Genomic DNA, 24,986 nt, shown 5'->3' on the forward strand with positions numbered 1-24,986 from the left:
GTGACGTCAGCCGCGGCGGCCGATGAGCTTCCACGCGGCGGGCAGCGCGCCCATCGCCAGGGCGGCCTTGAGCGCGTCCCCGAGCAGGAAGGGCACCAGACCGGCGCTGACGGCGGCACTCAGTGACATCCCGGTGTACAGCGCCAGGTAGGGCACGCCCACCGCGTAGATGATCACCGAGCCGAGCACCATCGTGCCTGCCGTACGCGGTACGGAGCGGTCGCCGCCGCGGCGGGCCAGCGCGCCCACCACCGTGGCGGCGAGCAGCATGCCGAGGACATAGCCGAAGGAGGCGAAGCTCAGACCCGAGCGGCCCTCCGCGAACCACGGCATTCCGGCCATGCCGACCACGGCGTAGAGCGCGAGGGAGAGGAAACCGCGGCGGGCGCCCAGGGCGGTGCCGACGAGCAGCGCGGCGAAGGTCTGGCCGGTGACCGGGACGGGCGAGCCGGGGACGGGGACGGCTATCTGCGCCGCCACTCCGGTGAGCACCGCTCCCCCGACGACCAGGGCGATGTCCCGGGTGCGGGTGGCGGGGAGCAGATCGGCGAGGACCGCTCCGGTACGGGGGGCTGCGGCAGCAGTACTCATGGGGTCTCCGCGGTCGTGGGACGCCGGGCTTCCGACGTCGGGGGGAAGGCTCGGGCTTCAGGCACCGAACAGCCCGACGGTAACCGACGGCCCCGCGCCGTATCACCGTCACTCGCCCACAAAGGGGAGGTCAGCGCATTGTCGGAGGTGGCACAAAGTGCCGCTCCGACGCGGGCCTCGCGGCACGGGGACGGCACGGCGGACCTAGGACCATCGCCTGATCAGCACGCGGTTCTGTTGCTGCTAGCGTGCACTTGCATAAGATGTGCAATAAGAGGCCGGAGGGTTTGACCATGGCGGTATACACGCTTCCTGAACTTCCGTACGACTACGCGGCGCTCGAACCGGTCATCAATCCGCAGATCATCGAGCTGCACCACGACAAGCACCACGCGGCCTACGTCAAGGGCGCCAACGACACGCTCGAACAGCTCGCGGAGGCGCGCGACAAGGAGTCCTGGGGAGCGATCAACGGGCTGGAGAAGAACCTCGCGTTCCATCTCTCCGGCCATATCCTCCACTCGATCTACTGGCACAACATGACCGGTGACGGCGGCGGCGAGCCGCTCGCCGCGGACGGCGTCGGCGATCTGGCGGACGCGATCGCCGAGTCCTTCGGCTCCTTCGCCGGCTTCAAGTCCCAGCTGACCAAGGCCGCCGCGACCACCCAGGGCTCGGGCTGGGGCGTGCTGGCGTACGAGCCGGTCAGCGGCCGGCTGATCGTCGAGCAGGTCTACGACCACCAGGGCAATGTCGGCCAGGGCTCGGTACCGGTCCTGGTCTTCGACGCCTGGGAGCACGCCTTCTACCTCCAGTACAAGAACCAGAAGGTGGACTTCATCGAGGCCATGTGGCGGGTCGTCAACTGGCAGGACGTGGCGAAGCGTTACGCGTCCGCCAAGGAGCGCGCCCACAACCTGCTGCTCGCGCCGTAGACCCGGCGGGCCGTGCCGCCCCGGGCCGTACGCGTCCTGCTCGTGATCGTCTTCTCACCTTTCACGTGCGGGCGGAATGAGGAAGGACCCCCGCGAGGACGTGACTCGCGGGGGTCCTTCTGTGGAATCGAGCAGATAACCGGGCAGATATGGGTCAGTCGAAAATGGGGCCCTGCGTCCTCGTCCTCTTGATCTCGTAGAAGCCCGGGATCGACGCGACCATCAGCGTGCCGTCCCAGAGCTTCGCCGCTTCCTCGCCCTTGGGCGCCGGGGTGACGACCGGGCCGAAGAAGGCGATCTGCTCGCCGTCCGCGCCGGGGACGGCGATGACCGGCGTACCGACCTCCTGGCCGACCTTGTCGATGCCCTCCTTGTGGGAGGCGCGCAGCTCCTTGTCGTACGTGTCGGAGTCGGCGTAGTCGATCAGATCGGCGGGCAGGCCCACGTCCGCCAGGGCGCCGACGATCGCCTCGCGGGAGCTGCCCTCACCCTGGTTGTGGAAGCGGGTACCGAGCGCGGTGTACAGCGGTCCCACGACCTTGTCGCCGTGCTTCTGCTGAGCGGCGATGACCACACGGACCGGGGCCCAGGCCTTCGCGAGGCCCTCGCGGTACTCCTCGGGGATGTCCTTGTCCTCATTGAGGACGGCCAGGCTCATCACGTGCCAGCGGACCTCGATATCGCGGACCTTCTGGACTTCGAGGACCCAGCGGGAGGTCATCCAGGCCCAGGGGCACAGCGGGTCGAACCAGAAGTCGACGGGGGTCTTCTCGGACATGTCTCTCCTCAAGAACGGCTGCGGATGCACCTCACAGCGGCAACGCCCCGGGCCGCCGGGGGCATTCCCGGATGCCGCACGTCAGTGGCGCGTGCGAGGATCGTTGCTGTTTCGGACGAGCCAAGAAGGCGAGCCACAAAGGAGTGACCGTGCCCGGTGAGAACCTGTCCCGCGAAGAGGCCCGCGAGCGGGCCCGCCTGCTGACTGTCGACGGGTATGAGGTGGACCTCGACCTGCGCTCGGCGGTCGGCGAGGTGCCGGGCTCGGGCGAACCGGGAGCGGACACTCCGCCGCGGACCTTCCGCTCCGTGACGACGATCCGGTTCCGCTGCGCCGAGCCCGGGGCCGCCACCTTCGCCGATCTGATCGCCCCGGGCGTGAGCGCCGTGACGCTCAACGGGACGGAGCTCGACCCGGCCGCCGTCTTCGACGGCTCGCGGATCGCGCTGGAGGGTCTGCTGGCGGAGAACGTCCTGGTGGTGGACGCGCAGTGCGCGTACAGCCGTACCGGCGAGGGCATGCACCGCTTCGTCGACCCGGAGGACGGCGAGGTCTATCTCTATACGCAGTACGAGCCGGCCGACGCGCGCCGGGTCTTCGCCAATTTCGAGCAGCCTGACCTCAAGGCCCCGTACCGCTTCCGGGTGACCGCGCCCGAGGGCTGGACCGCGTGGAGCAATGGCGAGGGCACGCTGACCGACGGGGTGTGGCACTTCGCGGAGACGAAGCCGATCTCGACGTACATCACGGCGGTCCTGGCCGGTCCGTACCACTATGTGACCGATTCCTACCGCCGTACGTTCGACGACGGCACGGTCCTGGAGATCCCGCTCGGCGCGATGTGCCGCAAGGGCCTCGCCCGGCACTTCGACGCGGACGATGTCTTCCTGATCACCAAGCAGGGCCTGGACTTCTTCCACGACCACTTCGACTACCCGTATCCGTTCGGGAAGTACGACCAGGCGTTCGTGCCCGAGTACAACCTCGGTGCGATGGAGAACCCCGGTCTGGTGACGTTCCGCGAGGAGTACATCTTCCGCGGGCATGTGACCCAGGCGTCGTACGAGCGCCGGTCGAACACCATCCTGCACGAGATGGCGCACATGTGGTTCGGCGATCTGGTGACCATGCGGTGGTGGGACGACCTGTGGCTGAAGGAGTCGTTCGCGGACTTCATGGGCTCGTTCGCGCAGGTGGGGGCGACCCGCTTCACCAATGGCTGGACGACCTTCGCCAACAACCGCAAGGCGTGGGCGTACCGCGCGGACCAGCAGCCGTCCACCCATCCGATCACGGCCGACATCCGTGATCTGGAGGACGCCAAGCTGAACTTCGACGGCATCACGTACGCCAAGGGCGCGTCGGTGCTGAAGCAACTGGTGGCGTACGTCGGCCAGGACGCGTTCCTGGAGGGCGCCCGGCGCTACTTCAAGCGGAACGCGTACGGGAACACGCGACTGGACGATCTGCTCTCCGTACTGGAGGAGACGTCCGGGCGGGACATGGCGGGCTGGTCCCGCTCATGGCTGGAAACCGCCGGGCTCAACTCGCTCACCCCGCAGGTGATCTTCGACGCCGAGGGGCGGATCACTGAGCTGGCCGTGGTGCAGGACGCCGCGGAGTCGCATCCGGAGCTCCGGCCGCACCGGGTGGCCATCGGGCTGTACCGGCGTACGCCGGAGGGCGAGCTCGTACGGTTCGCCCGTACCGAGACGGATGTGGCCGGGCCGCGTACGGTCGTCACCGAACTGGCGGGCGCGGAACGGCCGGAGCTGATCCTCGTCAATGACGACGATCTGACGTACTGCAAGATCCGCTTCGACGCGGGCTCGCTGGACACCCTGCGCGCGTATCTCGCGGACCTCACCGACCCGCTCGCCCGCGCCCTGTGCTGGTCCGCGCTCTGGAACCTCACGCGCGACGCGCTCATGCCGGCCCGGGACTTCATCGGTCTGGTGCTCACCCACGCGGGCCGCGAGACGGGCATCGGCGTGCTCCAGATGCTGCACGCCTGGGCCGAGTCGGCGCTCACGCACTACGCGGCACCGGCCTGGCGCGAGGAGGGCGGGCGGCTGCTGGCCGAGGGCGCGCTGCGCGAGCTGCGGCTGTCCGAGCCCGGCAGCGAACACCAGCTGACCTGGGCGCGCTTCTTCGCCTCCGTCGCGTCGTCGGACGCGGACTTCCAGCTGCTGCGCGGGCTGCTGGACGGTACGGCGAAGATCGACGGTCTCGATGTCGACCAGGAGCTGCGCTGGGCCTTCCTGGGGCCGCTGGCCGCACACGGGCGGGCGGACGAGTCCGTCATCGACGCCGAACTGGCCCGCGACGACACGGCGTCGGGCAAGCGCCATCAGGTGCGCTGTCTGGCGGCCCGGCCCTCGGCCGCCGTCAAGGCGCAGGCGTGGGCGCAGGTCGTCGAGTCGGACGCGCTGTCGAACGCGCTGGTCGAGGCGACGATCGCCGGTTTCGGCCGGCCGAACCAGCGGGAGTTGCTCGCGCCGTACGCCGCGAAGTACTTCGAGGTCATCGAGCGGGTGTGGGCCGAGCGCTCGATCCAGATCGCCATGGATGTGGTGCGCGGGCTGTTCCCGGGGCTCCAGGGAGACCGCCGGACCCTGGACGCGGCGACGGCGTGGCTGGATACGCACCGTGAGGCGGCTCCCGCGCTGCGCAGGCTGGTGCTGGAGGCGACGGACGATCTGGCGCGTGCGCTGCGCGGTCAGGAGTGCGACACGGCGACCGCCGGCTGACGGCACAGGGACGTCCGGACGGGCCCCTGATCGGCAGTCGAACGCCCTTACTTTAGGACGATCTTGTCCGGTTTTGCCGACAAACGGGTAACAGGGGTTAGAGGGACGCCTGAGTAGGGGGAGACACCGGGACATGAACAACAACACCCCGGTCTCCCCCCACCGCCTCAGCCACCTCGGCCACCTCTCCGATGATGTGCGGAGTCGTGTGCTCTCGCTCGCGCAGCTGCGTGAGCGCGGCGTCCCGGGCGGCCGGGCCACCGCTCAGTGCCGGCCCGGCGGCCCCTGGCAGCAACCGCTGCCGGGCGTCTTCCTGTTGCACGCGGGCCCGCCGACCGCCGAGGAGCGGCTCCAGGCGGTACTGCTGTACGCGGGGCGGCCGAGCGCGGAGAGCTCCCGGGGTGTGCCCGCCCAGCCCGGCCGGCTCGCGGCGTCCGCCACCTCCGCGTCCTCGGCCTCGTCCACTTCAACGTCGCCAACTTCGGTGTCTCCGTACGGCGCGGTGATGATCACGGGGCTGGCGGCGTTGTCGCTGTACGGATTCTCGTCCGCTCCCCCGCTGCTCTCGCTGGACCACGTCGATGTGCTCGTACCGCGCACCCGGCGGCTGCGGTCCACGGGGTACGCCCGGCTGATCCGGGCCCACTCCCTGCCGCGGCCCGAGCGGATCGACGGGATGCCGGTGGCTCCGGTGGGGCGTGCGCTGGCCGACGCGGTCGCGGAGTCGTCCGACGCGGACGCCGTCGTCACGCTGCTGACCGAGGCGGTCCGCGCCGGGCACTGCGAACCGGCCCTGGTGGTACGGGAGCTGAGCCAGTCCGGGCTGCTGGCGCGGCAGCATGTGGTGGACGCGGTGGACTCCCTGCTCGCCGAGGGGCGGACGCTGGCCGAGGGCAGGCTGTATGAACTGGTGCGGGTGTACGGGCTCCAGGAGCCGCTGTGGAACGTGGATCTACGGCTGCCGGGCGGACCGCATCTGGGCGGCGTGGACGCCTACTGGCCGGACCAGGCGGTCGCGGTCGAGCTGGACACCCGGGCACCGAGGCCGGGCGGCCGGGACGCCGAACGGACGGACGACGAGGACGAGCAGTGGGCGGCGGCCGTCCGTAAGCGCGAGCATCTGGAGCGGCTCGGGATCACGGTCGTCCATCTCACGCCCAGGAAGCTGCGGGAGGCGCTGGATCAGCAGGCGACGGTGGTCCGTACGGCCTTGATGGCGGCGAACGACCGGGATCCGGCCGCGCAGGTGGTCATCCTGCCGAGATGAACGCGGCGAAGGCGCGGGCAGGTGCCGGCCGTAGCGGCGGCACCGGCCCGCGCCGACCGGCACCCAGCACCCGGCACCCGCACGTCGGCACCAGCACCAGCACCAGCACAGATTTCGCCCCATTGGTCCCCGGTGGCGCACACGCCGCACTGGCGGGTGTCCGCCATGACTGAAACTCGCCCCTGACAACCCTCCACAAACCCCTGTCACTTACGAAAAGCTGAGCGGTCATCCGGTACCGAATTCCGGACTGTCTCTTTCACGACACAGGGATGCTGATGACCTCCGAATCCGAGAGCTCCATATCCGGGCCGAGACGCGTGGCCAGGGTCGCGGCGGCCGCCGGTCTGGTGGCCGCGCTGATAGCCACCGGTGCGGTGCCCGCCTTCTCCGCGACGGGCGCCGATGACCCGGCCGCACCCGTCAAGTCGTCCCCCGCTTCCGGCACTTCCGACAAGCTCGGGGCGGCCGACGCCGATCTGCTCGCCAAGGCGAAGGCCAAGGGCGAGAAGAACATCACGATGATGGTCGCCACCGCACCGGGGGCGACCGAGCAGGTCGCCGGTCAACTGGACGCCATCGAGGGCGCCGTGGTCGGCAAGACGTACGACAAGCTCGGCTACGTACGGGCCACGCTCCCCACCGGCAAGGCGGACGCCGCGATCAGGGCGGCCCAGAAGCTCTCCTCCGTCCACGGCATCGATCTCAACCAGGAGATCGTGCTGGACGACCCGACGCCCGCGGCGGACACGGCGAAGGCCGCGAAGGGCGCCACCGGTTCGGCCGCCACGAAGTACCCGGCGCCGAGCAGCAAGACCCCGGCGAAGAACCCGTACAACCCGTCCTTCGAGACCGGCGCGGTGGACTTCGTCAAGAAGAACCCGAAGGCCGACGGCCGCGGTGTCACCATCGGCATCCTGGACTCGGGGGTCGACCTGGGCCATCCCGCGCTCCAGAAGACCACCACCGGCGAGCGCAAGATCGTCGACTGGGTGACCGCCACGGACCCGGTGTCCGACAACGACGGCACCTGGCGCCGGATGGACACCGCGGTGTCGGGTCCGTCCTTTACGGCGGACGGCCGTACGTGGAAGGCCCCGGCGGGCTCGTACAAGTACCGCGTGTTCCGCGAGGACGCCACCCTGGGCGGCGACATGGCGGGCGACCTCAACCGTGACGGTGACACCACCGACACCTGGGGCGTGCTCTACGACCCGGCCAAGGGGACCGTACGCGTCGACCTGAACAACGACGGCGACTTCACCAACGACGCCGTCATGAAGCCGTACAAGGACGGCTTCCAGGTCGGCTACTTCGGTACGGACAACCCGGCCACCCCGGTGGTCGAGCGCATCCCGTTCGTGGTCGAGATCCGCAAGGACGTCGTCTACAACGCGGCCGGCGCCAAGTCCGACTTCGTCAACATCGGTGTCATCGAGGGCGCGCACGGCACCCACGTCGCCGGGATCACCGCCGCCAACGGCCTCTTCGGCGGCAAGATGAACGGCGCCGCCCCCGGCGCCAAGCTGGTGTCCTCGCGCGCCTGCTCCTGGAGCGGCGGCTGCACCAGCGTCGCGCTGACCGAGGGCATGATCGACCTCGTCGCCAACCGCGGTGTGGACATCGTCAATATGTCGATCGGCGGTCTGCCGCCGCTCAACGACGGCAACAACGCCCGCGCCCAGCTGTACACGCGGCTCATCGACACGTACGGCGTGCAGCTCGTGATCTCGGCCGGCAACGACGGTCCGGGCACCAACACCATCAGTGACCCGGCCCTGGCCGACAAGGTCATCTCCGTCGCCGCATCGATCTCCAAGGAGACCTGGGCCGCCAACTACGGCTCCGGTGTGACGACGAAGTACGGTCTGCTGCCGTTCTCGGCCCGCGGCCCCCGCGAGGACGGCGGCTTCACGCCGACCCTCACCGCTCCGGGCGCGGCCATCAACACCACCCAGACCTGGACCGCCGGCGGCCCGGTCGCCGAGGCGGGCTACCAGCTGCCGCCCGGCTACTCCATGCTCCAGGGCACCTCGATGGCCTCTCCGCAGGCCACGGGCGCGAGCGCGCTGCTGCTCTCCGCCGCCAAGCAGAAGAAGATCGGTCTCACCCCCGCCACGCTGCGGACGGCGCTCACCAGCAGCGCCACCAAGATCCCCGGCCTCCAGGCACATGAGCAGGGCGCCGGTCTGATCGACGTCGTGCGCGCGTGGAAGTCCATCGAGAAGGGCGCCACCGCCCACGAGTACACGGTCAAGGCCCCGGTCGACACGGCGCTCGACCAGTACCTGAAGACCCCGGGCTTCGGCACCGGTCTGTACGACCGCGAGGGCGGTCTGAAGGCCGGCCAGAGCCGGACGTACGACATCACCGTCACCCGGACCACCGGCGCCAAGGGCGCGCTGGAGCACCGGCTGAAGTGGAAGTACGACGACAAGACCTTCCGGCTGCTCGGCAGCGACCGGATCAAGCTGCCGCTGAACCAGCCGGTGACCGTGACCGTGCAGGCCAGGCCCGGTACCGCCGGGGTGCACAGTGCGATTCTGGAGATCGACGACCGTCGTACGGAGGGCGTGGACAAGCAGGTCCTCACCACCGTGGTCGTCTCGAAGGAGCTGGCCAAGCCGGCGTACGCGTTCTCGGCGTCGGGCTCGGTGCAGCGCAACGCCTCGAAGTCGTACTTCGTGACGGTGCCGGCGGGCGCGAAGACCCTGGAGGTGGCGCTCGGCGGACTCGCCAAGGACAGCCAGACCCGGTTCATCGCCATCAGCCCGTACGGCGTGCAGATGGAGAACAGCTCGACGATCTTCTGCTACCCGAACTACCCGAACCCGGCCAACACCTGCCGCCCGGATGTGCGTTCGTACCCGGACCCGCAGCCCGGTGTCTGGGAGATCGAGGTCGAGTCGCGCCGTACGTCGCCGCTGCTGGACAACCCGTACACGCTGGACGCGACGCTGATGGGCGCGGCCTTCGACCCGGCGGTCACCACGATCCCCGAGGCGAAGATCGGCACCCCGGCCCCGGTGTCCTGGAAGGTCAGCAACGGCTACGCCGCCATCGACGGCACGCTCGGCGGCGGCTCGCTGGGCTCGGCGAAGGTCTCCCGTCCGACGATCGCGGACGGCGAGCAGCAGGAGACGACCGTCACCATCGGTGCGGGCGTCGAGCGGCTCGACATCGCGATCGGCGGCACGACCGACACGGGCGCCGACCTCGACCTCTATGTCGAGAAGGACGGCCGGACCCTCGGCCAGTCCACGACGGCCGGCTCGGTGGAGTCCGTCAGCCTGGTCAACCCGGCGGCCGGTACGTACACGATCACCATCGACGCCTACGCGGTCCCGGCCGGGTCCACGGCGTACGACTACCGCGACGTGTACTACTCGGCCTCGCTCGGCTCGGTCAAGGCGGATGGTCCCGTCAAGCTCGCCAGCGGCGCTTCGGCGCAGGTCGCGGCCGAGGTTCTGGTGAACAGCGCGGCCCCGGCGGGCCGGCAGTTCTTCGGCGAGGTCCAGCTGCTCAACGCGCGCGGCACGGCCGCGGGCACCGGCAGTGTGATCATCGAGAGCGTTACCCCGTAACGGGACGTAACGTAAGAAACTGAGAGCGGCACCAGGGGGCGGGCGTCCATACGGGCGCCCGCCCCTCCTGTCCGCTCCCTGGACAATGGATTGGACAAGCCGCCCCGGGACAGACGCATGATGAAGCGGGACATGTGCCCGGGACAGTCGCGAATGAAGGAGCCCCAGTGAAGGTCGGAATCGTCGGAGCCACCGGTCAGGTCGGCACAGTCATGCGCAGGGTTCTGGCCGAGCGGAGCTTCCCGGTCGCCGAGCTGCGGCTCTTCGCCTCCGCGCGGTCGGCGGGGTCCGTCATCGAGTGGCAGGGCACGTCGATCACGGTCGAGGACGCGTCCACCGCCGACTACTCCGGGCTCGACATCGTGCTCTTCTCCGCCGGTGGCGCCACCTCGAAGGCGCTCGCGGAGAAGGTCGCCGGCCAGGGCGCCGTCGTGATCGACAACTCCTCCGCCTGGCGGCGTGACCCCGAGGTCCCGCTGGTCGTCTCCGAGGTCAACCCGCACGCGATCAAGAACCGTCCCAAGGGCATCATCGCCAATCCGAACTGCACCACCATGGCCGCCATGCCCGTGCTGCGACCGCTGCACGCCGAGGCCGGGCTGACCGCGCTGGTCGCCACGACCTACCAGGCCGTGTCCGGCTCCGGGCTCTCCGGCGTGGCCGAGCTGCACGGCCAGACGCAGAAGGTCGTCGCCGAGGCCGACAAGCTCACCCATGACGGCGAGGCCGTCGACTTCCCCGAGCCCGCCGTCTACCAGCGCCCCATCGCCTTCAATGTGGTGCCGCTCGCGGGCAACCTCGTCGACGACGGCTCCTTCGAGACCGACGAGGAGCAGAAGCTCCGCAACGAGTCCCGCAAGATCCTGGAGATCCCGGAGCTGAAGGTCTCCGGGACCTGTGTCAGGGTGCCCGTCTTCACCGGCCACTCCCTCCAGGTCAACGCCCGCTTCGCCCGCCCGGTGAGCGTGGAGCGCGCCTATGAGCTGCTGAAGGACGCGCCCGGGGTCGAGCTGTCCGAGATCCCGACGCCGCTCCAGGCGGCCGGCAAGGACGCGTCGTACGTGGGCCGGATCCGGAACGACGAGACCGTGGAGAACGGCCTGGCACTGTTCCTCTCCAATGACAATCTGCGCAAGGGCGCGGCGCTCAACGCCGTCCAGATCGCGGAGCTGGTCGCGGCCGAGCTCAAGGGCTGAGAGCCGGTGGGCTGAGCGGTCCGCTCACTCGGCGGGCAGGCGGGGCGGGGTTCCTTTCGTACGAGCCGTACGGGGATCCCGCCCCGCCGCCATGACCGCCCCCAGCGCGAGTGCGGCCAGCGCGCCGCCGAGCCAGAGCGCCCCGGCGACCTCGAAGCGGTCGGCCGCCCGGCCGCCGAGCAGCGCGCCCAGCGCGATCGCCGCGTTGAACACCCCGGCGAAGAGCGCCGAACCGGCCTCCTGGCGCCCGGGTGCGGCGGCCATCAGCCAGTTCTGCGCGCTGACCGAGACGCCGCCGTACGCCAGGCCCCACACCACGAGCAGCGCCACGGCGGCGGGCAGCGAGCCGCCCGCGGGCACGCTCAGCAGGACCGCCGCGGACAGTACCGCCGAGAGGGCGAGCAGCGACCGGCGCGGATCGCGGGCGGCTGCCGCGCCGCCCAGGAAATTGCCCGCGATGCCCGCCACCCCGTACACCAGCAGCACCCCGCTGACCGGCCCGGAACCGAGCCCCGGCACGCGCTCCAGGGCCGGGCGCACATAGGTGTACGCGGCGAAGTGCCCGGTCACCAGCAGCGCGACCACCAGCAGCCCGGTGCGTACCGCCGGGGTGCGGACCAGTCCGAAGACCTCGCGCAGGCGCACGGCCTCCCCGGCGGGCAGCGGCGGCAGCAGTACGGCGAGCAGCGCCGCGACCGCCAGCGCGAGCAGCGTCATCGCCGCGAACGCCCAGCGCCAGCCGACCACTCCGCCCATCAGCGTCCCGGCCGGCACGCCGAGCACGGACGCCACGGCGATCCCGCTGAAGATCACGGCGGTGGCGCGGCCCGCGGACTCCTGCCGTACGAGCCGTACGGCGAGCCCCGCCGCGACCGCCCAGACTCCCCCGATGCACACCCCGACCAGGGCCCGCGCCACCAGCAGCACCCCGAAGGCGGGCGCGAGCGCGGAGAGCAGATTGGCGGCGGCGAGCAGGACGAGCAGTGCGCACAGCACGGTCCTGCGGTCGGCGCGGCGTACGGCGACGGGCAGCAGGGGCGCGGAGAGCGCGGCCACGACGCCGGGCAGGGTGAGTGTGAGCCCCGTCGTACCGTCGGAGGTGCGCAGCCCCTCGCCGAGGGAGGTGAGCAGCCCCACCGGCAGCATCTCCGTCGTGACGACACAGAAGGTGGCGGCGGCAAGCGCGAGGACGGACGGTGGCAACGCGCGCCCGTCCCGGGGCTGTTGGGTGGTCTGTTCCATGGGGACCAGACTTCGCCGGGCGGCGCCGGGGGACAACGCCGAAAGCCTCATCCTTGTATGAGCCGCGCTCATCGATACGGGGGTGGCGCGGTGCCGGGTGTGGAGATCCGCGAGCTGGAGTGCTTTCTCGTGCTGGCCGAGGAGCTGCATTTCGGCCGCGCGGTCGCCGGCAGCGGGTGACCCGGCCCCCGGTCGGCCGGCGGCGCGCGTGGCTCTCCGTACGCGAGCGGGGCTCCGTACGCGCGTGGCTCCGGGTAAGCAGAACTGGTGCTACCGCACGCGTGAGGGCGGCATGGAAGGATGTCGGAAAACGTCACATACCGAGGAGATGACCCGGGTGCCTGGCACAAATCTGACCCGCGAAGAGGCGCAGCGGCGCGCACGCCTCCTCACCGTGGACTCGTACGGGATCGAGCTCGATCTCAGCGGCGCACAGGAGGGCGGCACCTACCGGTCCGTGACCACGGTGCTCTTCCGGAGCGCGGAGGCCGGGGCGGAGACCTTTATCGATCTGGTGGCGCCCGCCGTGCACGAGGTGGTGCTGAACGGCACCTCCCTGGACGTCGCCGCCGCCTTCCGGGACTCGCGGATCGCTCTGACGCATCTGCACGAGGGCCCCAACGAGCTGACGGTTGTCGCGGACTGCGCCTACACCAACACCGGCGAGGGGCTGCACCGCTTCGTCGACCCGGTCGACGAACAGGCGTATCTGTACACGCAGTTCGAGGTGCCGGACGCGCGGCGCGTCTTCGCCTCGTTCGAGCAGCCCGACCTGAAGGCGACCTTCCAGTTCACCGTGAAGGCCCCCGAGGGCTGGACCGTCGTCTCCAACTCACCGACGCCTGAGCCCAAGGACCACGTCTGGGTCTTCGAGCCGACGCCACGCATCTCGTCGTACATCACCGCGCTGATCGTCGGTCCGTACCACTCCGTGCACAGCTCGTACGAGAAGGACGGGCAGTCCGTGCCGCTCGGCATCTACTGCCGGCCCTCGCTCGCGGAGTATCTGGACTCGGACGCGATCTTCGAGGTCACGCGGCAGGGCTTCGACTGGTTCCAGGAGAAGTTCGCCTACGACTACCCCTTCGCCAAGTACGACCAGCTGTTCGTGCCGGAGTTCAACGCGGGCGCGATGGAGAACGCGGGCGCGGTGACCATCCGCGACCAGTACGTCTTCCGTTCGAAGGTGACGGACGCGGCGTACGAGATGCGGGCCGAGACGATCCTGCACGAGCTGGCGCACATGTGGTTCGGCGATCTGGTCACCATGGAGTGGTGGAACGATCTGTGGCTGAACGAGTCGTTCGCCACGTACACCTCGATCGCCTGCCAGGCGTACGCGCCCGGCTCGAAGTGGCCGCACTCGTGGACCACGTTCGCCAACTCCATGAAGACCTGGGCCTACCGGCAGGACCAGCTGCCCTCCACGCACCCGATCATGGCGGACATCCGTGATCTGGACGATGTGCTGGTCAACTTCGACGGCATCACGTACGCCAAGGGCGCGTCCGTGCTGAAGCAGCTGGTCGCGTATGTCGGCCAGGACGAGTTCTTCAGCGGCGTGCAGGCGTACTTCAAGGCGCACGCGTTCGGGAACACCCAGCTGTCCGATCTGCTGGGCGCGCTGGAGGAGACCTCCGGGCGCGATCTGAAGACCTGGTCGACGGCGTGGCTGGAGACGGCCGGCATCAATGTCCTGCGCCCGGAGATCGAGCTGGACGCGTCGGGCCATGTGACCTCGCTCGCCGTACGGCAGGAGGCCCCGGCGCTGCCGGCGGGCGCCAAGGGTGAGCCGGTCCTGCGTCCGCACCGGATCGCGATCGGCTGCTACGACCTGGACGGGAACGGCAAGCTGGTCCGTACGAGCCGGATCGAGCTGGACGTGGAGGGCGCGCGCACGGAGGTGCCGTTCCCGGCGGACACCCCGCGTCCGGCCGTCATCCTGCTCAACGACGACGACCTGTCGTACGCGAAGGTCCGGCTCGACGAGGAGTCGCTGCGGGTCGTCACCGAACACCTCGGCGACTTCGAGGAGTCGCTGCCGCGCGCGCTGTGCTGGGCGTCGGCCTGGGACATGACGCGCGACGGCGAGCTGGCCACGCGCGACTATCTGGAGCTGGTGCTCTCGGGCATCACGAAGGAGTCGGACATCGGGGTGGTGCAGTCGCTGCACCGCCAGGTGAAGCTGGCGCTCGACCTGTACGCGGCGCCCGAGTGGCGCGAGGCGGGGCTGACCCGGTGGACGGACGCCACGCTGGCGCATCTGCGGGCGGCCGAGCCGGGCAGCGACCACCAGCTGGCGTGGGCGCGCGCGTTCGCCGCGACGGCGCGTACGCCGCAGCAGCTCGACCTGCTGCAGGGCCTGCTCGACGGTACGGAGACGATCGAGGGCCTGGCCGTCGACACCGAGCTGCGCTGGGCGTTCGTACAGCGGCTGGCGGCCGTGGGGCTGCACGACGAGGAGGAGATCTCCGCGGAGTACGAGCGCGACCGCACGGCGGCGGGCGAACGTCACGCCGCCGCGGCCCGTTCGGCGCGCCCGCTGGCCGAGGCCAAGGCGGAGGCATGGGCGTCGGTGGTGGAGAGCGACAAGCTGCCGAACGCCCTCCAGGAGGCCGTGATCAGCGGCTTCGTCCAGACCGACCAGCGTGAGCTGCTGGCCCCGTACACGGAGAAGTTCTTCGCGGCGGTCGGGAAGGTCTGGGAGGCGCGCTCGCACGAGATGGCCCAGCAGATCGCGGTCGGTCTGTACCCGTCGCTCCAGGTCTCCCGCTCCACGCTGGACGCGACGGACGCCTGGCTCGCCTCGGCGAGCCCGAACGCGGCGCTCCAGCGGCTGATCTCGGAGTCGAGGTCGGGCGTCGAGCGCGCGCTGAAGGCGCAGGAGGCGGACGCGGCGGCTGCCGTCGCGTAGCTCTGTTTCCGGAGCGGGCGGGTCGGGGCGGGCCTGGTGGGTCCGTTCCCCGGCCCGCCCGTCTTCGTCGGAGGTCAGCCGGTCGGCTCGGCCCGCGTACAGCGACGGGCGGCACGCACAGAAGCGTCGCCCGGCACATGAGGTGCCGGGCGACGCCCAGAGAGTCCCGGTGGGAAGTCCCGGTGGGTCAGGCCTGCTTGCGCGACTTGTCGAGCACCATCACCAAGCCGGCGATGATGCCGAAGATCACCAGCGGCGCGACCACGAACAGGCCGAGGGTCTCGGCGACACTCAGGCCCGGACCCGGGTCGTCGCCGTCGTCCCGGGTCAGCGCGAGCGCCGGGGACGACATGAGCAGCATCATCAGCGTCGTACCGGTCGCCAGGGCGCCGGCGCGCAGAGCGTTCTTCTTGTCCACGGTGCAAACGTAGCGAACCCGTCCGCGGGCCGCGCGCCCGGGGTGCCGTACAGCGCCTCAGGGGGCGCGCAGGACCTCCATCAGGCCGTGCAGCCGGGGCGAGGCTGCCAGTTCCTCCAGGCTCATCGGGCGGCCCTCGGCGTCGGCCACCGGCAGCCGCCAGTTGGGGTACTGGTTCCAGGTGCCCGGCAGGTTCTGCGGTCTGCGGTCGCCGACCGCGTCCGGCAGCCAGACGCCGATCATCCGCGCCGGTGTCAGCGTCAGGAAGCGGTAGAAGGCGCGGATCTCCTCCTCCTCGTCCCCGCCGCCCCCGGGCAGCAGCCCCAGGCGCGCGAGCGAGCCCAGCCACTCCGCGATCTCCGCCTGCTCCTCCGACCGCTCCTGCTCCAGCGGGCGGGTGAGCAGACCGAGCCGGTGGCGCAGCTCCGCATACTCACCGGTGAGCCGGGCCGCCGTGGGCGGCAGATCATGGGTGGTGACGGTGGCCACACAGCCCTCGCGCCAGCTCTCGGGCGGCAGCGGGCGGCCCGTACCCTCCCAGTCGCGCTCGAACCAGAGCACGGACGTGCCGAGCACCCCGCGCCGCTGGAGCGCCTCGCGTACGCCGGGCTCGACCGTGCCCAGGTCCTCCCCTATGACGACGGCGCCCGCGCGGTGCGCCTCCAGGGCGAGGACCGCGAGCATCGCCTCGGCGTCGTAACGGACATACGTTCCCCGGGTGGGGTCCTGGCCCTGAGGCACCCACCAGAGCCGGAACAGCCCCATCACATGATCGATCCGCAGCGCTCCGGCATGCCGCAGCAGGCCCTGGAGCAGCCCGCGGAACGGGGCGTACCCGGACGCGGCCAGTACGTCGGGGCGCCATGGCGGCAGGCCCCAGTCCTGGCCGAGCGCGTTGAAGGCATCCGGCGGCGCGCCGATCGAGATGCCCGCGGCGAAGGCGTCCTGCTGGGCCCAGGCGTCGGCGCCGCCCGGGTGCACCCCGACGGCGAGGTCATGGACGATCCCGACGGCCATCCCGGCGTCAACGGCGGCCTGTGACGCGGCGGCCAGCTGCTCGTCCGTCAGCCAGGCCAGCCGGCAGTGGTAGTCGATCCGGTTGAGCAGCTCCCGGCGGGCCGCGGCCGTCTCGGCGGAGCGCGGGTCCCGCAGCGCCTCCGGCCAGTCGTGCCACTCCGGGCCGTGCACCTCGGCGAGGGCGCACCAGGTGGCGTGATCCTCCAGGGCCCGGCCCTGCGCGGCCAGGAAGTCCCAGTAGGCGGCGCGCCGCCCGGGGCCGAGCGGGACCGTGTCCAGGATGTCCAGGGCCGCGCGCTTGAGCGCCCACACGGCGTCGCGGTCGATCAGCGCGCCCTTGCCCGGGGTCTTGTCGAGGACGGACTCCCGCAGGGCCGCGGCCCGTTCCACCAGCGCGTCGAGGCGCGCGCGGTCGGCTCCCCGCACATACGCGTACTCGGGGACGTCCTCGATCCGCAGATGCACCGGGTCCGGGAAGCGGCGCGAGGAGGGGCGGTACGGGGAGGGGTCGGTCGGATCGCCCGGTACGGCGGCGTGCAGCGGGTTGATCTGGACGAACCCGGCCCCCAGGGTCCGGCCCGACCAGCCGGCCAGCTCGGCGAGGTCCCCCAGATCGCCCATGCCCCAGGAGCGGGCGGAGAGCAGGGAGTAGAGCTGCACCAGGAAGCCGTGGGTACGGGCGGGCGCCCGCGGCACCACCGCGGGCGCGATGATCAGCACCACCCAGGCCGTACGCCCGTCGGGGGCCTCGACCGCCAGCCGGTGCACCCCGAGCGGGAGCCTCGCCCAGGCGGCGGGCTCCTCGGGGGCGGAGTGCGGCAGCTCCACCGACTCGCCTTCCTCCGTCTCCACCCTGAGCACCGAGCCCGGCGGAAGCGCGGTCAGGGCGGGCGGCAGCTCGGGGGGCGGCGGGGCCGGGGCAAGCGGGACGGGGGGCTCTCCCTGGGCGCCCGGCGCGCCGTCCTGTGTGGTCCACAGCACCAGCGTCGCGGGCAGCAGCCGCCTCGCCCCGGCGGACTCGGCGCCGCTGAGCGCGTCGTCCACCGCCTCGGGCGTGGACGCGTCGACACCCAGCGCGGCGAGCACCGCGACCACGGTGTCGTCGGGGACCGGGACACTGACGCCGGGGGAAGGTGAGTACGCGGTGGCGACACCGTGCAGCTCGGCGAGCCTGGCCAGACCCATACGCACTCCGTTCAGACGGTCAGACTCCTGGGGACTCCGTGCCACCCGCCGTGCCCGGAGCGGTCGGCTCGCTGGTCAGCGGGGCGGTGTCGGCGAGCGGGGGCTCGCTGGTGAGGGGCGCCGCGTCGGCGAGGGGCGGCTCGCTGGTCAGGGGTCCCGCGCCGACGCCGCCGAGCGGAGGCTCGCTGGTCAGCGGGGCGGGCTCCGCCTGTTTGGAGAGGGCGGAGAGCAGCAGCTGTGCGGATGCGGCCATGACGGCGCCTCCAAGGAACAGGGAACAGGTCACAGCAGCCCTACCCAGCGGGCGGAGCGGCAGACGTGTACGCCCCGTAAACGTGTGTCGAGTCACGATCCGTTCCCCGTGCGGCAGTTGAAGGTCCTGCCTATCACAAACAGGCATTTGCGACACAACGGCCACGCGCATTGACACCTTCACCACGGGGTGGTGGGCTCGGTGCCGCTCGACGGCTCGCTTGTCGGGACTCCGGCGGGACGTTGGCGGTGCCAGGAAGCGAAACCAGTGAGCATGAGGGGACAAGGCATGCAGCTCGGGCGCAGAAAGCGGACCGCGACCGCCGTCGCGGTCGCCGTGATCGGCGGACTGCTCGGCACCGCGCCGAGCGCGCAGGCCGCTCCTCAGGACCCCGGATCGCCCGCGGCCACCACCCCCGACCGCAAGGGCGGGGCGGCGGTACCCGCGGTCTGGCCGCGGCCCCAGACGATCAGGGCGGCCGGGAGCGCGGTCGCGCTCGGGGACGAGGTGACCGTCGTCGCCGGCGCGGACGCCGACACGTACGCCGTCCAGGCGCTGGCGGACCTGCTGAGGGCGGCCGGGGTGCGTACCGTCCACACCGCCTCGTCCCCGGGGACGCCGGCCGCGGACAGCGGGCCCGTCATACTCGCGGGCGGCAGCGGCGCGCAGAACGCGCTGCGCGCCCTGCGCGCGCCCGAGCGCGCCGACCTTCCCTCCGGCGGCTACCGGATCGCCGTGGGCACCGTCGCGGGCCGCGGGACGATCGCCCTGGACGGCGTCGGCGAGGACGGCCTCTTCCATGCCGCGCAGACCCTGCGCCAGCTGATCGTGCGCCAGGCGGCGGACCGGCCCGCCGTCCCCGGCGTGGTCGTACGCGACTGGCCGGGCACCGCCATACGCGGCACGACGGAAGGGTTCTACGGGCAGCCCTGGGACCACCGGCAGCGGCTGGCGCAGCTCGACTTCATGGGCCGCACCAAGCAGAACAGGTACCTCTACGCGCCGGGCGACGACCCGTACCGCCAGGCGCGCTGGCGCGATCCCTATCCGGCGGCGCAGCGCGCGGAATTCCGTGAGCTGGCCGAACGCGCCCGGCGCAACCATGTGACGCTCGCCTGGGCCGTCTCCCCCGCCCAGTCCATGTGCATGACCTCGGACGCGGACCTCAAGGCGCTCACCCGCAAGATCGACGCGATGTGGGCGCTGGGCGTGCGCGCCTTCCAGCTCCAGTTCCAGGACGTCAGCTACAGCGAGTGGCACTGCGACCAGGACGCGGAGACCTTCGGCTCGGGACCGGGCGCCGCGGCCGAGGCACAGGCCCGGGTGGCGAACGCGGTGGCCGGGCATCTCGCGGGCCGGTACGGAGGCGCCGAGCCGCTCACGGTCATGCCGACCGAGTACTACCAGGACGGCGCCACGGACTACCGCACGGCGCTCGCCGGCGCGCTCGACGCGCGGGTGCAGGTGGCGTGGACGGGCGTCGGGGTCGTCCCGCGCACGATCACGGGCCGCGAACTGATGGGCGCGCGTGCGGCGTTCAAGCACCCGCTGGTCACCATGGACAACTACCCGGTCAACGACTACGAGCAGGACCGGCTCTTCCTCGGCCCGTACACCGGCCGGGAGCCCGCCGTGGCGACCGGTTCCGTCGCGCTGCTCGCCAACGCGATGGAGCAGGCGTCGGCGTCCCGTATCCCGCTGTTCACGGCGGCCGACTACGCCTGGAACCCGCGCGGGTACCAGCCGCAGGAGTCCTGGCGGGCCGCGATAAACGATCTCGCGGGCCAGGACAAGGGGGCGCGCGAGGCACTGGGCGCGCTCGCGGGCAATGACGCCTCGTCGATTCTCAGCCCGTCGGAGTCGGCGTATCTGAAGCCGCTGCTGGACACGTTCTGGCGGTCCCGTACGAGCACGGACACGGCGGCCAGAAGCGCGGCGGCGAGCAGGCTGAGGGCCGCGTTCACGGTGATGCGGGAGGCTCCGCAGCGGCTCTCCGGAGCGGCCGGCGGACAGCTGGACGACGAGGTGCGGCCCTGGCTGGACCAGCTCGCGCGGTACGGCACCGCGGGCGAACTGGCCGTCGACATGCTCCGGGCCCAGGACCGCGGCGACGGCGCGGCGGCGTGGCGGGCGTCGGTGGATCTGGAGCCGCTGCGCGAGGCCGCGGAGGCGAGCCGGGTGACGGTCGGCGACGGCGTGCTGGGGCCGTTCCTGGAGCGGACGGCCAAGGAGTCGTCGGCCTGGACGGGAGCGGATCGCGCGGCGGACGGGGCGGGCGCGGGCGTCGCCCAGGACGCGCGGTCCTACACCGTCGAGCTGGGGCGGGCCAGGCCCCTGGAGGCGGTCAACACGATGACCGAGCCCGGCACGGGCACCGGCGCGAGTGTCGAGGCCCGGGTCCCCGGCCAGGGCTGGCGCGCGCTGGGGCCGCTGTCGACGAGCGGCTGGACCGAGTCGGACGCGAAGGGGCTGAACGGGCTGCGGGTCGACGCGGTACGGATCGTCTGGCCCGGGGCGGACGCGGGTGCTGGTGCGGGCGCCGGGCCCGGGGGGCCCGGTGGGGTCGCGCCGTCCGTACGGCATGTCGTGCCCTGGTTCGCCGACGAACCGCAGGCCAGCCTCGACCTGCCGCGCGGCGCGGCGAACGCCCAGATCGGCGGGGAGCCGGAGACGGTCGAGGCGCGTCTGGCCGCGCAGCGGCCCGGCGAGGTGCGGGGCGCGCTCAAGGCGAAGCCGCCTTCCGGCATTCGGGTGACGGTGCCCAAGGAGACGACGGTGCCGCGCGGCTCCCGTACGAACGTTCCGGTGAAGGTCAGTGTCCCCGAGGGCACCCCGGCCGGTACGTACGAGGTGCCGCTCACCTTCGCCGGCGAGGAGCGCACCCTCACGGTGCGGGCCGCGCCCCTCACCGGCGGCCCGGACCTGGCGCGTACGGGCACGGCCACGTCGTCCGCCGACGAGACGCCAGACTTCCCGGCCGCCGCCGCGATCGACGGCGATCCGGTCAGCCGCTGGTCCTCCCCCGTGGAGGACGGCGCCTGGTGGCAGGTGGAACTGGCACGGCCGGCCAGGGTGGGCCAGGTGGTGCTGCACTGGCAGGAGGCGTACGCGAGCCGCTACCGGATCCAGGTCTCGGCGGACGGGCGCACGTGGCGGACGGCGGCGGCGGTGGGGGACGGCGGGGGCGGGCGGGAGACGGTCGGGATGGACGCGAGGGACGCGAGGTTCGTACGGGTGCAGGGAGAGGGGCGGGGGACGCGGTTCGGGTACTCGCTGTTCTCGGTGGAGGTGTACGGGGTGGCGCCTCCCGGCGGTGCGCCTCCCGGCGGTGCGCCTCCCGGCTAGGGGTCGTGGTCGGCCGGCACGTGTGGTGCGGGTGCGTGGTCGTGGTGCCGGGTGCCGGGGCCTCCGGCGGTCGCCCGGCCCGACGCGCAGGGTGCGGGCCCGGGGTGGGGTGCCGAGCCCCTAAGACACCCGCGGCGCGTCAATGCGCGCCACCGCGTCCTCCGCGCCGTACGGCTGGAGGTACGGCATCCAGCGTGGATCCCGGTGGCCCGTGCCGATGATGCGCCAGGCCAGGCCCGACGGCGGCGCGGGCTGGTGGTTGAGGCGCCAGCCCAGTTCCCGCAGGTGGCGGTCCGCCTTGACGTGGTTGCAGCGGCGGCAGGCCGCCACCACGTTGTCCCACCGGTGCTGTCCGCCGCGGCTGCGCGGGATGACGTGGTCGACGCTGGTTGCGACGCCACCGCAGTACATACAACGACCGCCGTCACGGGCGAACAGCGCACGGCGGGTCAGTGGAACGGGCCCCCGGTAGGGGACCCGCACGAAACGCTTGAGCCGTACGACGCTGGGGGCGGGGATGACTCGGGTTTCGCTGTGCATATAGGCGCCGGATTCCTCTAGGCAGAGTGCCTTGTTCTCCAGGACGAGGACGAGCGCGCGGCGGAGCGGTACGACGCCGAGCGGCTCGTACGACGCGTTGAGGACCAGGACATGCGGCACGGATGCCTCCTTGTACGCCGGCGGCACGTGGCTCGCGCCGGGACGATCTGTTCTCAGTCTCTCCTCATGCCTGGTCGAAACGCCACCACGTCCAGGTAACGGGCTATGAGTGTTTTCGACCACATGAGGGCTCCCGCCCCGCGCACAGGCCCGCTCAGGGGCACTGGAAGGGCCGTGGGTGACATACGTGAGGCACGTCTCTCCGGCCTCCGGGGCGGCGGCCGGGCCGGACTGCCCCGTTAATGTGGTTGGTCCATCCCCGCAATGCCTGGAGGTCTCTGTCGTGTCCTGGTCCGCCCTGCCGGCCGCCGGTCCGCCGTCCGATCCCGTCACTCTCGACGAGGCGGCGGACCGGGCCAACGACGCAGCGAGCTGGGTGGAGGAGAACTGGGCCGTCTGGCTGAGCACCGGGCTGCGGATGGTGCTGATCCTGGTGATCGCGCTCGTGCTGCGTCATGTGATCCGGCGCGCTCTGACCAAGCTGATAGACCGGATGAACCGCAGCGTGCAGGCCGTGGAGGGCAGCGCGCTCGGCGGGCTGCTGGTGAACGCGGAGCGGCGCCGGCAGCGGTCGGAGGCGATCGGGTCGGTGCTCCGTTCCGTCACGTCGTTCCTGATCCTGGGCACGGCGGCGCTGATGATGCTGGGCGCGCTCAATATCAATCTGGCCCCGCTGCTGGCCTCGGCGGGCGTCGCGGGGGTGGCGCTGGGGTTCGGTGCGCGCAATCTGGTGACGGACTTCCTGTCCGGGGTCTTCATGATCCTGGAGGACCAGTACGGCGTCGGGGACACCATCGACGCGGGGGTGGCCTCCGGCGAGGTGATCGAGGTCGGTCTGCGGGTCACCAAGCTGCGGGGCGACAACGGCGAGATCTGGTACGTACGCAACGGTGAGGTGAAGCGGATCGGCAACCTCAGCCAGGGCTGGGCGACGGCGGGTGTCGATGTGATGGTGCGGCCGACGGAGGATCTGGAGACGGTCCGTACGGTCATCGCGGGGGTCGCGGAGAAGATGGCCAAGGACGACCCGTGGAACGAGCGGCTGTGGGGCCCGGTCGAGGTGCTGGGGCTCGACGCCGTTCTGCTGGACTCGATGACGGTGCGGCTCTCGGCGAAGACGATGCCGGGCCAGGCGCTGGGGGTGGAGCGCGAGCTGCGCTGGCGGATCAAGCGCGCGTTCGACGAGGCGGGCATACAGATCGTCGGCGGCCTTCTCCCCGCGCCGGAGGCGACCACGGCGGCGGACCCCGCGGCGGGTGTCTCCGCGCCCTCGGCGCTCGCGAGCCCGACGTCCCCGCAGTCCCTGGCGGCGGCCCCGATCACGCCTCCCCCGAACCTCGCGAAGTAGCGCGGCCCTTTTTCGCACGCCCCCTTTCACGCCCCCTTTCACGCACCACCTTTCACACACCCCCGCAGGTAACGCTTTGGTTGCCGCGGGGGTGTCTTGTGCCGGAGGGTATTGACGCCTTCGAGGCTTCCGGCCTACTTTCCTCGCACCCAATAGGAAACTTTCCTAACAGTGTCGTCGGGAGAGCGAGCAGTGGAAGGGCAGGTGCCGAGTCCGTGACCGATCTGACCGGATCACCCACTCCGTCACCGGGGACACCGCGTGTCCTGCGGGCCATGAACGACCGGGCCGCGCTCGATCTGCTGCTGGCCCACGGCCCGCTCTCGCGGACCCGGATAGGCAAGCTCACCGGGCTCTCCAAGCCGACCGCCTCCCAGCTGCTCGCCCGTCTCGAAGCGGCCGGCCTGGTCGTCGCCACCGGGACCACCGAAGGACGGCCGGGGCCCAACGCCCAGCTGTACGCCGTCAACGCGCGCGCCGCGTACGCCGGGGGGCTCGATGTGAATCCGCGGCGGATCCTGGCCGCCGTCGCCGATATCACCGGTACGACCGTCGGGGAGTTCGAACTGCCCACCCCGGGGCGCCGCTCCGACAGTGTCGTCCGTCAGGTCACCGACGCGCTGGAGGGGGCCGTGAAGGCCGCCGGTCTCGCCGTCGCCGACGTGCGCCGGGTGGTGATCGGTACGCCCGGCGCGTTCGATCCGTCCACCGGCCGGCTGCGGTACGCGTCCCATCTGCCCGGCTGGCACTCCACCACGCTCCTCGACGAGTTGGCCGCGGCCCTGCCGATGCCCGTCGAGTACGAGAACGATGTGAACCTCGCGGCGGTCGCCGAGCAGCGCCTCGGGGTGGCCCGCGGCGACGAGGACTTCGTCCTGCTGTGGAACGAGGACGGCCTCGGCGCCGCCCTGTTCATCGGCGGGCGGCTGCACCGCGGCTTCACCGGCGGCGCCGGCGAGGTCGGCTTCCTGCCGGTCCCCGGAACCCCGCTGGTACGCCAGGTGGTCCGGGCGAACAGCGGCGGCTTCCAGGAGCTGGCGGGCGCCCAGTCCGTGCCGCGGCTCGCGAAATCCCTCGGCATCGACACCCCGGAGACGCCGTACGCCGAGGTCGCGGCCGGGCTGCTGACCCGGGCCGCCGCCGGGCACGAGCAGGACGACCAGCTGGCCGAGCTGCTGCGGCTGTACGCCCAGCGGCTCGCCACCGGTCTCGCTTCGGTGACCGCCGTACTCGACCCCGAACTGATCGTCCTGGCGGGCGGGGTGACCGCCGCCGGCGGTGAGCCGCTGCGCGCGCTCGTCCAGGCGGAGCTGGCCGAGCTGGCCGCGTCGCGCCCCCGGCTCCTCATCGGTGAGGTCCAGCACCGACCCGTACTGCGGGGCGCGCTGGAGAGCGCCCTCGCGACCACGCGCGACGAGGTCTTCGACACCGCCCGCTGATCACCGCCCGCTGAGGATCACCGCCCGCTGATCACCTTCCGCGGATCCCCGCCCGACTCCTTCC

17 protein-coding genes are annotated in these 24,986 nt (G+C 71.6%); 10 read left to right on the plus strand and 7 right to left on the minus strand.

Going from position 1 to position 24,986, the window contains the following annotated elements; genetic code table 11:
- Positions 1-6 precede the first annotated feature (6 nt).
- Positions 7-591, minus strand: coding sequence for a biotin transporter BioY (locus tag IF11_RS0116680; RefSeq protein WP_030352395.1), 585 nt, complete (start codon positions 589-591; stop codon positions 7-9).
- A 293-nt stretch (positions 592-884) separates the two neighbouring features.
- Between IF11_RS0116680 and IF11_RS0116685 the strand changes: the two genes are divergently transcribed.
- Positions 885-1,526 (plus strand): superoxide dismutase, encoded by a 642-nt coding sequence (locus IF11_RS0116685; protein WP_030352396.1) that lies wholly within the window; start codon positions 885-887, stop codon positions 1,524-1,526.
- 154 nt (positions 1,527-1,680) lie between these two features.
- On the opposite strand, the gene IF11_RS0116690 is transcribed toward IF11_RS0116685, so the two are convergent.
- Positions 1,681-2,304 (minus strand): mycothiol-dependent nitroreductase Rv2466c family protein, encoded by a 624-nt coding sequence (locus IF11_RS0116690; RefSeq protein ID WP_030352397.1) that lies wholly within the window; start codon positions 2,302-2,304, stop codon positions 1,681-1,683.
- Positions 2,305-2,453: 149 nt separating this feature from the next.
- On the opposite strand from IF11_RS0116690, the gene pepN (IF11_RS0116695) reads away from it, so the two are divergent.
- The 4 genes from pepN (IF11_RS0116695) (at position 2,454) to IF11_RS0116710 (ending at position 11,101) form a co-directional block, all read left to right on the plus strand.
- Positions 2,454-5,054: an aminopeptidase N gene (gene pepN, locus IF11_RS0116695; RefSeq protein ID WP_030352398.1), complete on the plus strand. Its 2,601-nt coding sequence runs from the start codon at positions 2,454-2,456 to the stop codon at positions 5,052-5,054.
- A gap of 133 nt (positions 5,055-5,187) precedes the next feature.
- Positions 5,188-6,321: a hypothetical protein gene (locus IF11_RS0116700; protein ID WP_030352399.1), complete on the plus strand. Its 1,134-nt coding sequence runs from the start codon at positions 5,188-5,190 to the stop codon at positions 6,319-6,321.
- 272 nt (positions 6,322-6,593) lie between these two features.
- Complete coding sequence (locus tag IF11_RS0116705) at positions 6,594-9,905, plus strand: S8 family serine peptidase (RefSeq protein WP_030352400.1); 3,312 nt, start codon at positions 6,594-6,596, stop codon at positions 9,903-9,905.
- A gap of 167 nt (positions 9,906-10,072) precedes the next feature.
- Positions 10,073-11,101 (plus strand): aspartate-semialdehyde dehydrogenase, encoded by a 1,029-nt coding sequence (locus tag IF11_RS0116710; RefSeq protein ID WP_030352401.1) that lies wholly within the window; start codon positions 10,073-10,075, stop codon positions 11,099-11,101.
- Positions 11,102-11,125: 24 nt separating this feature from the next.
- On the opposite strand, the gene IF11_RS0116715 is transcribed toward IF11_RS0116710, so the two are convergent.
- Positions 11,126-12,343 carry an MFS transporter gene (locus tag IF11_RS0116715; RefSeq protein WP_051745987.1) on the minus strand — a complete coding sequence of 406 codons (1,218 nt, stop codon included), beginning with the start codon at positions 12,341-12,343 and terminating at the stop codon, positions 11,126-11,128.
- Positions 12,344-12,400: 57 nt separating this feature from the next.
- Here IF11_RS0116715 and IF11_RS42715 point away from each other — a divergent pair, with 57 nt between their 5' ends.
- Both IF11_RS42715 and pepN (IF11_RS0116725) read left to right on the plus strand, forming a co-directional pair.
- On the plus strand, positions 12,401-12,523 hold the full coding sequence (locus IF11_RS42715; protein WP_276311254.1) for a hypothetical protein: 123 nt from the start codon (positions 12,401-12,403) through the stop codon (positions 12,521-12,523).
- Positions 12,524-12,680: 157 nt separating this feature from the next.
- Entirely contained in the window at positions 12,681-15,257 is a 2,577-nt protein-coding gene (pepN, locus tag IF11_RS0116725; RefSeq protein WP_030352403.1) for an aminopeptidase N, read from the plus strand.
- A gap of 187 nt (positions 15,258-15,444) precedes the next feature.
- Here pepN (IF11_RS0116725) and IF11_RS0116730 read toward each other — a convergent pair whose 3' ends face one another.
- From IF11_RS0116730 to IF11_RS0116740, 3 genes are read right to left on the minus strand one after another with little or no spacing between them, the layout of a single operon-like run.
- Positions 15,445-15,675, minus strand: coding sequence for a hypothetical protein (locus IF11_RS0116730; protein ID WP_030352404.1), 231 nt, complete (start codon positions 15,673-15,675; stop codon positions 15,445-15,447).
- A 57-nt stretch (positions 15,676-15,732) separates the two neighbouring features.
- Positions 15,733-17,877 carry a 4-alpha-glucanotransferase gene (malQ, locus tag IF11_RS36715; protein WP_078490730.1) on the minus strand — a complete coding sequence of 715 codons (2,145 nt, stop codon included), beginning with the start codon at positions 17,875-17,877 and terminating at the stop codon, positions 15,733-15,735.
- 19 nt (positions 17,878-17,896) lie between these two features.
- Entirely contained in the window at positions 17,897-18,130 is a 234-nt protein-coding gene (locus IF11_RS0116740; protein ID WP_030352405.1) for a hypothetical protein, read from the minus strand.
- A gap of 288 nt (positions 18,131-18,418) precedes the next feature.
- On the opposite strand from IF11_RS0116740, the gene IF11_RS0116745 reads away from it, so the two are divergent.
- Positions 18,419-21,475 (plus strand): glycoside hydrolase family 84 protein, encoded by a 3,057-nt coding sequence (locus IF11_RS0116745; protein WP_037727919.1) that lies wholly within the window; start codon positions 18,419-18,421, stop codon positions 21,473-21,475.
- 120 nt (positions 21,476-21,595) lie between these two features.
- Here IF11_RS0116745 and IF11_RS0116750 read toward each other — a convergent pair whose 3' ends face one another.
- Positions 21,596-22,135, minus strand: coding sequence for an HNH endonuclease (locus tag IF11_RS0116750; protein ID WP_030352407.1), 540 nt, complete (start codon positions 22,133-22,135; stop codon positions 21,596-21,598).
- Positions 22,136-22,418: 283 nt separating this feature from the next.
- Here IF11_RS0116750 and IF11_RS0116755 point away from each other — a divergent pair, with 283 nt between their 5' ends.
- Positions 22,419-23,483 carry a mechanosensitive ion channel family protein gene (locus IF11_RS0116755; protein WP_030352408.1) on the plus strand — a complete coding sequence of 355 codons (1,065 nt, stop codon included), beginning with the start codon at positions 22,419-22,421 and terminating at the stop codon, positions 23,481-23,483.
- A gap of 275 nt (positions 23,484-23,758) precedes the next feature.
- Positions 23,759-24,922 (plus strand): ROK family transcriptional regulator, encoded by a 1,164-nt coding sequence (locus IF11_RS0116760; protein ID WP_106979189.1) that lies wholly within the window; start codon positions 23,759-23,761, stop codon positions 24,920-24,922.
- Positions 24,923-24,986: the final 64 nt, after the last annotated feature.

It is taken from the genome of Streptomyces scopuliridis RB72 (genome assembly GCF_000718095.1).
Taxonomy (GTDB): domain Bacteria; phylum Actinomycetota; class Actinomycetes; order Streptomycetales; family Streptomycetaceae; genus Streptomyces; species Streptomyces scopuliridis.